At 67.7% G+C, this 11654-nt stretch carries 11 protein-coding genes; 7 read left to right on the forward strand and 4 right to left on the reverse strand.

The genetic code is table 11. The features are described from left to right. Positions 1 to 52 precede the first annotated feature (52 nt). The 7 genes from SPYCA_RS05440 (at position 53) to SPYCA_RS05470 (ending at position 7995) form a co-directional block, all read left to right on the forward strand. Complete coding sequence (locus tag SPYCA_RS05440) at positions 53 to 1501, forward strand: tetratricopeptide repeat protein (protein WP_120219255.1); 1449 nt, start codon at positions 53 to 55, stop codon at positions 1499 to 1501. Continuing rightward, positions 1498 to 2349 carry a 4-(cytidine 5'-diphospho)-2-C-methyl-D-erythritol kinase gene (locus SPYCA_RS05445; protein WP_120219256.1) on the forward strand — a complete coding sequence of 284 codons (852 nt, stop codon included), beginning with the start codon at positions 1498 to 1500 and terminating at the stop codon, positions 2347 to 2349. The genes SPYCA_RS05440 and SPYCA_RS05445 overlap by 4 nt, the downstream gene beginning before the upstream one ends. Continuing rightward, positions 2346 to 3077, forward strand: coding sequence for an N-formylglutamate amidohydrolase (locus SPYCA_RS05450; protein WP_120219257.1), 732 nt, complete (start codon positions 2346 to 2348; stop codon positions 3075 to 3077). Before SPYCA_RS05445 ends, SPYCA_RS05450 begins: the two co-directional genes overlap by 4 nt. Before the next feature lie 59 nt (positions 3078 to 3136). Next, positions 3137 to 4996 (forward strand): dihydroxy-acid dehydratase, encoded by a 1860-nt coding sequence (ilvD, locus tag SPYCA_RS05455; protein ID WP_120219258.1) that lies wholly within the window; start codon positions 3137 to 3139, stop codon positions 4994 to 4996. After that, a complete protein-coding gene (locus SPYCA_RS05460; protein ID WP_120219259.1) occupies positions 4993 to 5355 on the forward strand; it encodes a hypothetical protein in 363 nt (120 codons plus the stop codon). Before ilvD ends, SPYCA_RS05460 begins: the two co-directional genes overlap by 4 nt. A gap of 89 nt (positions 5356 to 5444) precedes the next feature. Continuing rightward, positions 5445 to 6794, forward strand: a complete 1350-nt coding sequence (locus tag SPYCA_RS05465; protein ID WP_120219260.1) for an NAD(P)H-hydrate dehydratase — start codon at positions 5445 to 5447, stop codon at positions 6792 to 6794. Between the two features lies 1 nt (position 6795). Further along, entirely contained in the window at positions 6796 to 7995 is a 1200-nt protein-coding gene (locus SPYCA_RS05470; protein ID WP_120219261.1) for a class I SAM-dependent RNA methyltransferase, read from the forward strand. An 86-nt stretch (positions 7996 to 8081) separates the two neighbouring features. Here the strand turns inward: SPYCA_RS05470 and SPYCA_RS05475 are convergent, their stop codons facing one another. The 4 genes from SPYCA_RS05475 to SPYCA_RS05490 form a co-directional block, all read right to left on the reverse strand. After that, positions 8082 to 8516: an MAPEG family protein gene (locus SPYCA_RS05475; RefSeq protein WP_120219262.1), complete on the reverse strand. Its 435-nt coding sequence runs from the start codon at positions 8514 to 8516 to the stop codon at positions 8082 to 8084. Between the two features lie 10 nt (positions 8517 to 8526). After that, the gene (locus SPYCA_RS05480; protein ID WP_120219263.1) at positions 8527 to 8958 is read right to left on the reverse strand and encodes an MAPEG family protein; all 432 of its coding nucleotides are present in this window, start codon (positions 8956 to 8958) and stop codon (positions 8527 to 8529) included. Positions 8959 to 9014: 56 nt separating this feature from the next. Then, positions 9015 to 10175 carry a CaiB/BaiF CoA transferase family protein gene (locus SPYCA_RS05485; protein ID WP_120219264.1) on the reverse strand — a complete coding sequence of 387 codons (1161 nt, stop codon included), beginning with the start codon at positions 10173 to 10175 and terminating at the stop codon, positions 9015 to 9017. Positions 10176 to 10249: 74 nt separating this feature from the next. After that, entirely contained in the window at positions 10250 to 11575 is a 1326-nt protein-coding gene (locus SPYCA_RS05490; protein ID WP_120219265.1) for an MFS transporter, read from the reverse strand. Positions 11576 to 11654 lie beyond the last annotated feature (79 nt).

The following is an 11654-nucleotide window of genomic DNA, read 5'->3' on the forward strand; positions in this document are numbered from 1 at the left end:
GCTGAACGAGGTCGCGAGTCTGGCGCCCGGACTGCCGGGCGTACGCGGGCGGATGCTGGAACAGGCGATCGCGGCGGGCGACCTCGACGCGGCGCGGCGCGCGGCGCAGCCGTTGTGGGCGGCGGGCGACCATCGTTTCGACGCGCAACTCATCCTGCTGGTCGATGCGATGCGGCGATCCGACTGGAAGGCGGCGCGCGGTTTTCTGGCGGGACGCGCCGACAAGGCAGGCACGAGTTCGGTCGCGCGGCTCATCGTGCCGACCTTTCAGGCCTGGATCGACGTTGGCGCGCGCACGCGGCGGCCCGAGCGTCATCTGATCGCCGCCGCGGGCACGCGGGCGGAACCCGCGTTGATGCTCCAGGCCGTGCTGGTGCAGGCGGCAACGCGCCGCGCGGGCGAGGCGGCGCGACTGGCGGACGAGATCGGCCTGAGCGACCGGCTCAGCCAGCTCGTCGCGTTGCGCGCCGCGGCGACGCTCGATCGCGCGGGCGAAGGCGCGGCCGCCGAACGCCTCCGTGCGCGCATCGCGCTCGCGGCGGGTGAGCGCGAGGACTCGATGCTGCTGCTGCCCGACCAGCCGGTGAGCAGCCCGCGCGCGGGGAGTGCGCAGTGGCTCGGCCTGCTCGCCGACGGGCTGGCGCGCACGCCGAACGGCGACACCAGATTGCCCTTGCTGTTCGCGCGCGCCGCGCATTGGCTGAACGACGAGGATTGGGCGGTGCGCGCAACGCTGGTCGAGGCGCTTGCCCGCGACGGACAGGAGGGTGCGGCCATCGCGCTGCTCGACGGCCTGCGCGGAAAATTGCCCGCGGTCTTGGCGATGCGCCAGGCCGAGCTGATCGCCGACAGCGGCAATCCGGCGGCTGGCCTCGAACGCGCCGAGGCGGCCGCGCGCGACGACGCGCCGCGCACCTTGCTGGTGCGCCTTGCCGATCTGGCGCGGCGGTCGGGCGACGCCAGCGCCGCCGCGGCCGCCTATGAGCGACTGGACGCGGCGCTGGGCGAGGAGGACCGCGCGCTGCGCAGTTCGCTGTTGCTTGCCCGCGCCGAGCTGAAGTTGCAGGCCGATGAATGGGACGCGGCGTCACCGCTGATCGAGCGTGCGGTGGCCCTGCAGCCCGACGATCCCGTCGTGCTCAATTTCGCGGGCTATTCGGCGCTCGAACGACGCAGGGATGTCGAGCAATCGCTCGCGCGGATCGAAACAGCGTGGGCCAAGGCGCCGCAAAATCCAAGCATCACCGATTCGCTTGGCTGGGCCTATTTCCTGACCGGGCGCACCGACGAAGCGGTCGAGTTGCTCGAAAAGGCGCAGCGCGGCGAACCCGACAATGCGGTGATCGTCGAGCATCTGGGCGACGCCTATTGGCAGGCGGGCCGCAAGTTTCAGGCGCGCTATAGCTGGCGCGCGGCGGCGCTGCTCGCCGACGCCGAGATGGCGACGCGGATCGAGGCGAAGCTGCGCGACGGGCTGACTCCGGCGACGGTGGCGCCATGAACCTGTCGATGCGCGAGACGGGATGGGCGAAGATCAACCTCGCGCTCCACGTCCGTGCGCGGCGCACCGACGGCTATCACGAGATCGAGACGCTGTTCGCTTTCGTCGATGGCGGCGATGGGATCGAAGCGGTTGTCGCCGACGCCGACACGCTGTTCATCGACGGCGAGTTTGCGGAGAGCCTGAGCGCGGATGCGGACAATCTGGTGCTGCGCGTGCTGGCGTTGCTGCGCGACCGCTATGGCGCCGACCGCGTGCCGCCGCTCGCGGTAACGCTCACCAAGCGGCTTCCGGTCGCGGCGGGGATCGGCGGCGGGTCGGCCGATGCCGCGGCAATGGCGCGGCTGGTCCGCGCGCATTTCCTGCCCGAGCTGGGCGATGCGACGCTCGCGCGGGTCGTCGGTCCGCTGGGCGCGGACATCGCTGCCTGCGTGGCGAGCAAGGCCTGCATGGGATCGGGGGTCGGCGAGGAATTGCACGCCGTCGCCGGGCTGCGGATCGAGGGAATGCCGGTGCTGCTGGTCAATCCGCGCCAGCCCGTCGCGACCGGGCCGGTCTTTGCCGCGTGGGACGGGATCGACCGCGGCCCGCTCTACATTGGCGCCGACCACCGCGCGCAGCTGATCGGCGCTCGCAACGATTTGCAGCGTCCCGCAACCGCGGCCTGTCCGGCGATTGCCGACATATTGCTCGAACTCGGCGCGCTGCGGCCGTGGCTGGCGCGCATGTCGGGATCGGGAGCGACCTGTTTCGCGCTGTTCGACGCGGCGTGCGAACGCGACGCGGCGGCGGCGACGCTCGCGGCGCGGCATCCGGGCTGGTGGCTGATGGCGGGGGCATTGCGGTGAGCGAGGCCTGGCGCCAGCTGGGAGAGCCGCGCGCAGGCGGCATCTTGCTGATCGGCGATCATGCGTCGGCGCATGTGCCGGACGATGTCGATCTGGGCATCGATCCCGCGCTGCTCACCAACCATATCGCGATCGACATCGGCGTCGCGGAGGTCGCGGCGCTGCTCGTCGACGGCGGCGCGGTCGATGCGGCGATCCTCGGCGGTGTGTCGCGGCTCGTCGTCGATCTCAACCGCGAAGAGGATGCACCGGGCGTGCTGCCGATCGCAAGCGACGGCCATGCCGTGCCGGGCAATGCCCTGAACGATGCGGCGCGCGAGGCGCGGCTGGCGCGGTTTTTCCGGCCCTATCACGACCATATCGCGGCGACGATTGCGAGGCACCGCCCCGCGATGATCCTGTCGTTGCACAGCTTTACCCCCGCGCTGTGGGCGCATCCCGATCAGGCGCGGCCCTGGCACGTCGGGGTGCTTTATAATGAGGACGACCGGCTGGTCGCCGGGGCGATTGCTGCGCTGGAGGCCGAAGGGCTGCTCGTCGGCGATCAGCAACCCTATTCGGGCAAGGTGCTCAACGCGACGATGAACCGCCACGCCGAGGCGAACAACATCCCCTATATCGGCATCGAGATGCGGCAGGACCTGGTCGGCGATGCGGCAGGGCAGGCGCTGTTCGCCGAGCGACTGGCGCGCATGTGCAGGAAAGTGGCGTTGAACATCGGCGCATAGGCGTGTAGAGGCGCATCTCGCCGCCGATTTGCGAAACAAAATTATCAGGATTGAGTAAAATGCCTTCTTATCGTTCGCGCACCACGACTCACGGCCGCAACATGGCCGGTGCCCGCGGCCTGTGGCGCGCGACAGGGATGAAGGACAGCGACTTCGGCAAGCCGATCATCGCGGTGGTCAACAGCTTCACCCAGTTCGTGCCGGGTCACGTCCACCTCAAGGATCTGGGCCAGATGGTCGCGCGCGAGATCGAGGCGGCGGGCGGAGTCGCCAAGGAGTTCAACACCATTGCGGTCGATGACGGCATCGCGATGGGGCATGACGGGATGCTCTATTCGCTCCCCAGCCGCGACCTGATCGCCGACTCGGTCGAATATATGGTCAATGCGCATTGCGCTGACGCGATGGTGTGCATTTCCAATTGCGACAAGATCACGCCGGGGATGCTCATGGCGGCGCTGCGCATCAACATTCCGGTGGTGTTTGTGTCGGGCGGGCCGATGGAGGCCGGCAAGGTCGTGCTGAAAGGCAAGCAGGTCGCGCTCGATCTGGTCGACGCGATGGTTGCCGCGGCGGACGAGAAATATAGCGACGAAGAGGTGCTGGCGATCGAGCAGGCGGCGTGCCCGACCTGTGGCAGCTGTTCGGGGATGTTTACCGCCAATTCGATGAACTGTCTGACCGAGGCGCTGGGGCTGTCGCTGCCGGGCAATGGCTCGACGCTTGCGACCCACGCCGACCGCAAGCAATTGTTCCTGCGCGCCGGGCGGATTGTCGTCGAAATGTGTCGCCGTCATTATGAGGAAGGCGACGACAGCGTGCTGCCCCGCAATATCGCGACCTTCGAGGCGTTTGAAAATGCGATGAGCCTCGACATCGCGATGGGCGGGTCGACCAACACCGTGCTCCACCTGCTCGCCGCCGCGCACGAGGCGGGGGTCGATTTCACCATGGCCGACATCGACCGGTTGTCGCGCCGCGTTCCATGCCTGTCGAAAGTCGCGCCGGCGAAGAGCGACGTCCATATGGAGGATGTCCACCGCGCGGGCGGAATCATGGCGATCCTCGGCGAACTCGACCGCGCCGGACTGCTCCACGCGCATCTGCCGACGGTGCACAGCGCGACGCTCGGCGATGCCCTCAATAAATGGGACATTGCCCGGACGAACGATCCCGAGGTGCAGCAATTCTTCATGGCCGCCCCCGGCGGCGTGCCGACGCAGACTGCCTTCAGCCAGGACCGGCGCTGGGATTCGCTCGACCTCGACCGGGAAGGCGGCGTGATTCGCTCGGCCGATCATGCGTTCAGCAAGGATGGCGGATTGGCGGTGCTCAGCGGCAATATCGCGCTCGACGGCTGTATCGTGAAGACCGCGGGGGTCGATGAAAGCATCCTGAAGTTCAGCGGCCCCGCCAAAGTGTTCGAGAGCCAGGATGCTGCGGTCACCGGCATATTGACCGGACAGGTCGCGGCGGGCGACGTCGTCGTCATCCGTTACGAAGGGCCAAAGGGCGGGCCGGGGATGCAGGAAATGCTCTATCCGACGAGCTATCTGAAGTCGAAGGGGCTGGGCGCCGCCTGTGCGCTGGTCACCGACGGGCGTTTTTCGGGCGGCACGTCGGGCCTGTCGATCGGTCATGTCTCGCCCGAGGCGGCCGAGGGCGGCACGATCGGGCTGGTCGAAAATGGCGACCTCATCACCATCGACATCCCGGCGCGCACGATCACGCTCGCCGTGGCCGATAGCGTGCTGGCCGAACGCCGCGCCGCGATGGAGGCAAAGGGGGAGGCCGCCTGGCAACCCGAAAAACCGCGGCCGCGCAAGGTTTCGGTCGCGCTGCAAGCCTATGCCGCGATGACGACGAGCGCCGCGCGCGGCGCGGTGCGCGACCTGTCGCAGCTGAAGGGCAAGGGATGATTCGCACACGCGGCGCGGCGCTGGTTGTGGCGATGTTGCTGGCCGCGTGCGGCGGCGCGTCAGGCGATGAGGCGGCGGATGCGGGCAAGGAGCGGATCGAATGCGCGCTGGAGGGCGCGGACGCCTTCGCGCGCGACTGCACGGTCGAGGAAATGAGCGGTGCGGATGGCGCGGTTCTGGTCGTCGGCCGCGGCGACGTCGGATACCGGCGTTTGCAGATCACGACCGACGGGCGCGGAGTCGTATCGGCCGATGGCGCCGAGCCCGCGAAGGTGACGATCATTGGCGACAAGCTGATCGAAGTCGCGATCGGCAGCGATCGATATCGCTTGCCTGCCAACACCGGCGGCGGCGAATAGAAACCGTGTCATTTCTTTGCTTTGCTCGCATTGACGACTAACCACGCTTCCGCAGCGACATTTCTGTCGGTCATGCTAATCTCGGTGCCATGTCCGTTCCCGCCGACGCTCCCGTCCTGACCGCCGATGCGATGCGCGTGGCCGAGGCCGAATGCGTCGCTGCGGGCACGCCGCTCAGCGAGCTCATGGAGCGCGCGGGCGCGGCAGTCGCGGACATCGCCTGGCGCATGTCGGCAGGCGCGCCGGTCCTGATCCTGTGCGGTCCCGGTAACAACGGCGGTGACGGCTATGTCGCGGCGCGCCGCCTGGCGGAGCGCGGCGCGACGGTGCGCGTAGCGGCATCGGCCGATCCGGCGACCGATCTCGCGCGCGCGGCGCGCGCGGCGTGGACCGGGCCGGTCGAGTCGATCGACGCCGCGCTGGCGGCCGCGCCGCTGATCGTCGATGCGCTGTTCGGCGTCGGCCTGTCACGGCCGATCGCGGACAATCTGGCGGCGGCGCTGCGGCGCCTGTCGGGCCGGGTGCTCGCCGTCGATGTGCCGAGCGGAGTCGACAGCGATGGCGGCGCGGACTGGATGCCGCCACTGGTCGCCGACGTCACGCTGGCGCTCGGTGCGCTCAAGCCCGCGCATGTGCTGTTGCCGACGGCGGCGGCATGCGGGCGGGTGCAGCTGGCGCCGATCGGGATTGCTGCGGAGGGGGCGATGCGGACACTGCCCCGGTTCCGGCGGCAGCCGCCCGACGCCGCGGCGCACAAGTTCAGTCGCGGCATGCTGCTCGTCTTTGCCGGGCCGATGCGCGGCGCCGCCGGGCTGGCCGCCGCCGCCGCGCTGCGTGCGGGGGCTGGCTATGTCGTGCTCGGTGGCGGCGACGGCGCGCCGCTTTCGGCGATCATCGCCGAGGGGAGCGAGACGTTGCGCGAACGTCTGAATGACCCGCGCGTCGATGCGGTCGTCATCGGGCCCGGATTTCCGGCGGGGGAGCCATTGCTGTTCGATGTCGAGGCGGCGCTCGATTCGGGCAAGCCGCTGGTGCTCGACGCCGCCGCGATCGACGCCGCACTGCCGCGCCTGTGCGGAACGCCGCGCAAGGTGATCCTGACGCCGCACGAAGGCGAGTTCGCGCGGGCCTTTCCGCAAGCGCACGGCAGCAAGATCGACCGCGCGCGGGCCGCCGCCACGCTTACGCAAGCGGTCGTTGTCTACAAGGGCGCGGATACGATCATCGCCGCACCCGACGGCCGCGTTGCGGCGGCCTGGCCCGGAAATCCCTGGCTGGCGACCGCGGGAACGGGCGATGTGCTCGCAGGAGCGTGCGGCGCGATGCTGGCACGCGGCAGCGATGCCTTCGACGCTGCTGTCGCTGCGGTGGGCTGGCATATTGCGCGCGCGGCGCATATAGGCCCCGGCCTTGTGGCCGACGATCTGATAAGGGACTGACATGGGCGAAGCAGCGCTGATCGAGCGCATTGCCGCGCGCGGGGACGGCGTCACGGGCGACGGCCGCCACGTGGCGGGCGGCGTTCCGGGCGACCGCGTGCGCGACGACGGCATCCTCATTCCGGGACCGAACCGCGCCGAGCCCCCGTGCCGCCATTTCGGCAAATGCGGCGGGTGCCAGTTGCAGCATGTTGCGGAGCCTGCGCTGGCCGACTTCGTGCGCGACCGCGTCGTTGGCGGTCTGGCGGGGCAGGGGGTGCCCTTTGGCGACGTTCTGCCCGCGCTGCTGTCGCCGCCGCAGAGCCGCCGCCGCGCGGCGCTGACCGCGCTTCGGAGCGGAAAGCAGGTCGCGATCGGGTTCAACGCCGCGCAGAGTAACCAGATCGTCGATATGCGGATGTGCCCGCTACTTGCCCCTGAGTTGTTCGCGCTGGTCGCGCCGGTCCGCGACCTGCTGGTGATGATCGCGCAGCCGCGGCGACCTGTGAAGGTCAAGCTGCAACTGCTCGATCAGGGCGTCGAATTGATATTGGAGGGCGTGAAGGCCGAAGGACTCGATGCCGCCATGGCGCTGCAGGATTTCGCCGGTGCGCACCATCTCGCGCGCTTTGCGATCGATCAGGGCGACGGGCTCGAAATCCTGTGGCAGCCCGATCCGCCGACGGTTCGTTTTGGCGACATCGCGGTCGAAGTCCCGCCCTTCGCCTTTCTGCAACCGACGGCGGCGGGGCAGGCGGCGCTCGTCGATGCGGTCGCCGGGGCCATCGGCGACGCGCCCGCGGTGGCCGACCTTTTCGCCGGGGTCGGCACCTTTGCGCTGTCGGTGCAGGCGGGGCGCAAAGTCTATGCGGCCGAAGGCGCGCGTGATGCGATCGCGGCGCTGGCGGGGGCCGCCAATCGGGCCCGTGCGCTCGTCGCAACCGAGCATCGCGACCTGTTCCGTCGCCCGCTGGTTCCCGCCGAGCTCAATCGGTTCGGCGCGGTCATCCTCGACCCGCCGCGCGCGGGCGCGGAGGAGCAGGTGAAACAGCTTGCGGCGTCAGTGACGCCGGTGATCGCCTATGTCAGCTGCAATCCCGCAAGCTTTGCGCGCGATGCGAAAATCCTCGTCGAGAGCGGGTACAGGCTCGATTGGGTGCAGCCCGTCGGCCAGTTCCGCTGGTCGACCCATGTTGAACTGGCCGCGCGGTTCTCGAAATAGCGTCGCCCCCACGACGGCGGGGGCCGCTGGCAAGCTTGTGCTACGCCTATGGCGGCCCCCGCCTTCGCGGGGGCGACGCCTGTATTTCAATGCAGCACAAAGCCCATGAAGGCGTGGATGCAGAGCGCGAGCAGGGCAAGGCTTGCCAGCGCGAACACCAGGAAACGCCACATCACGCGGTTGACGGTGACCTGGATCAGGCTGTGAATGATCTGCAGCACGACATAGGCCCAGGCGATCTGCGCGTTCAACCCGCCGCCCATGCCGCCGACCGCCAGGGCAATTGCAATGGCGTAAAAGACGGTCGGCTGCTCCATCAGATGATTGTAATTATGGGCCTTCCACTGAACCTCAGGCGGCAGCACATCGTCGAGCCCCTTGCCGGTGCCGCCGACCATCTTGGCGGCGTCGATCTTGGCGCGCTGCATCGCCGGGATGCGCGTCGCATACATCCACACCCACATGACCATCGACCACAGCGCGAGCGTCGCGACCGGGCCCAGAATTGCGTTCGTATCCATGATGGCTCCTTCAGCCCAGAGTGGCGATGACCGCGAGAATCGACAGCGCGAACAGGCAGAATGTCGCGAGCGCGAAGATCGTAAAGCGTACCGGGATGCGGTTGACGGTCGCTTGCCACAGGCTGTGGACGATGCGCAGCACGACATAGGCCCAGGCAAGGCTGCGCGTCAGCTCGGTGTCGCCGCCCGACAGGTGCAGGAAGATAAGGACGGCGTAAAAGATCGTCGGCTGTTCGCACAAATGCGTATAGTTATGCGACTTCCAGTTGGTTTCGGGCGGCAGCACATTTTCCAGATCGGCGCCGCGCCCGCCCGGCGGCGCGGCCTTGATGTCGACCCCGATCTTGGCCATCGCCGAAAAACGGGTCACCGCGACCCAGCCGAGCATGATGATCGTCCACAGCGCCAGCACGGCGCCGGGTGCAAGTAAACTGTCTGACATGGCTTCCCCCTCCGTTATCAGGCCGCGATGCTAGGCAAGATGCGGCAATATGCAATTCAATCCTTCCTCTGCGACAGTTCGGCACGGATCGCTTCGCCATCGCCATCGACCCGCGGGGCAAAGCCCAGGTCGCGCGGCGGCATCGCGCCGTAGCGGACCGGCGGCTGCATTTCGTGAAAACCGCCGACGTCGGGATGGGTGCGGCGGCGGAAAAAGCCGGTCGCGATGAAATGTGGATCCTCCCTGATGTCATCGAGGTCGCGCACCGCCATCGCGGGGATGTCGTTCGCGGCGAAGAGCGCCAGCCATTCGGCGGTGGTCTTCTCCGGCGTTTTGCGGGCGATTTCGCTGTAGACGATCGGCATATGCCGCCCTGCGGCCTTCGCTGCCTCGAACTCTGGCGTGTCGGTCAGACCCTCGCTGCCCAGCAGCGTCATCAGTCGTGCGGTCGATTCGGGCGTATAGGGGACGATCGCGACATGGCCGTCGCGCGTTGGAAAGGGCTGGCGCGTCGGATCGAGCTGGCGCGGATAGCCCGCGGGGCCGATCGGCGGGTCGAGCGCGGCGTCGCGCAGATGCTCGGTGAGCATGAAGGCGGTGAAACATTCGAACATCGGCACTTCGACCGCCTGCCCCTCGCCCGTGCGCAGCTTGTGGACGAGCGCGGCGAGGATCGCCTGCGCGCCGAACTGCCCCGCGATCTTGTCGGCGATCAGCGACGGGAAATAGCGCGGGCGCGGGTCGCCATCGACGCGCGGAAGCAGGCTGGTGGTGCCGCTCGCCGCCTGGATCACATCGTCATAGGCCTGAAGATCGGCATAGGGGCCGTCCTGCCCGAAGCCGGTGCCATGGACATAGATGATGTCGGGCTTGAGCGCGCGGCACGCCGCATAATCGAATCCCAGCCTGGCGATCGCCTTGCCCCGGATATTGTGGAAAAAGACATCGGCGGTGGCGACCAGATCGCGCAGCACCGCGGCGTCCTCGGCCTTTTTCAGGTCGAGCGCGATCGACCTCTTGCCGCGGTTCACGGTCAGGTGGATCGACCCCATCGTCGGATCGGGGATGCCGCTGCCGAGGTAACGCGAGACGTCGCCCGTGCCCGGCGTCTCGACCTTGATGACCTCGGCGCCGAGGTCGGCGAGCATTTGCGTCGCATAGGGACCGAAGATCACCGTCGTCAGGTCGATGATGCGGATGCCGGACAGCATGGACATGGCGCCTCCCTCTTGTCGCCGCGCACGATAGACGCATTGCAAAGTGAAACGGAAGAGGCTTTTGCGGCGGCGGTTCAGATGGCTGCGGGCGTCGCCGTGCCGCCGTCGACTCCATTGGCATAGGCTGCCGAAATGCGGCGATAGGATCTGGAGCGGAAGGCGGCGAGCGTCGCGAGCACGCCCAGCAGCCCTGCGATCGAGAAGACGATCGCGATGCCGCGTTCGGGTCCGCGCCCATACCAGTCGCCGATCGCCGCCGCCCCGGCACCGTCGGTCATCAGCGGCACAAAGACGAACTGGGTGATCGGCGCGATCAGGAAGGCGGTGAGCGGCGAGGCGGCCTGTTCGACCGACTGCGCAAAACCGAACACGCGCCCCTGCCGTTCAATGGGAACGACCTTTTGCAGCGTCGTCTGCTCGGCGGCCTCGGCATAGGGGCCGAGGAACATCCAGAGGAAGCAGCCGGCGGCAAGCAGCAGGATCGACGACTGGATGGTGAAAAAGACCGCAACCGTCCAGGCAATCAGGTTCACCACAAGCAAGGTGTGCACCGGATTGGCGCCGAGTCCCGTGCGCGCGATCATCATCCCGCTGAGGATGAAAGCGCAGGATATGACCGCCCAGAGCAGCCCCCATTCCTCGACCTTCATCAGCGACAGGCCATAGGCGTCCATCAGCGCCATGAAGACGCCGCCGAGCAGATTGTTGAACGCGGCGAACAGGATCAGCGCCATCAGGCCCGGAATGGCGAGGACGACGCGCAATGTGCCGACAAGATCGACGCGGCGCGGCGTGTCATGTTCCTCGGCCTCGCGCGGCTCGTCGACGCTGACGAAAAGCAGATCGACCGCAGCCGCGAGTGACAGGATGATCGCAAAGACGAGGGTGGCGACCATCCCGCCCCATGCGACGAGGAAACCGCTGATCGCAGACGTGGTGAGGAAGCCGATGCCGCTGACCATGCCGACGAGCCCGTTCGCCTTGTCACGACGGTCCTCGGGCACCAGCAAGGTCACGAGCGTGGGCAGCGCGATCATCCTTATATTGCCGACGATCACCCCGAGCATCGTCAGCAGAATGAAGAGCCAGAAGGAGATGCTCGTGATCTCCGCGGCACGGATGTCCGGATCGAGCGCATAGCCGCCAAGCACGGCCGCATAGAGCGCGAGCGAGGCAAGGCTCGAAACAAGCATCATGTTTCGCTTGCCATGATGGTCGACGAGGCTGCCGAACCAGATACCCAGCATCGCGGTGAGGACAAGATAGATGCCCGCGATCATCCCCGTCGCAAACACCGACTGGGTTTCGAGGAAGGTCCAGAAGGTCAGCGCGAACCACACCGTGAAATTGGTGATGTTGGCGACCAGATTGTTGGCGAGGAGGTGATGGAAGGGGGGCATAGGCGGCGCAATCTAGCGCCGACGATTGCCGATACCAGTCTGAAGATGAACGTCATCCCGGCCTTCGCCGGGATGACGA

It is taken from the genome of Sphingopyxis sp. FD7 (assembly GCF_003609835.1).
GTDB lineage: Bacteria > Pseudomonadota > Alphaproteobacteria > Sphingomonadales > Sphingomonadaceae > Sphingopyxis.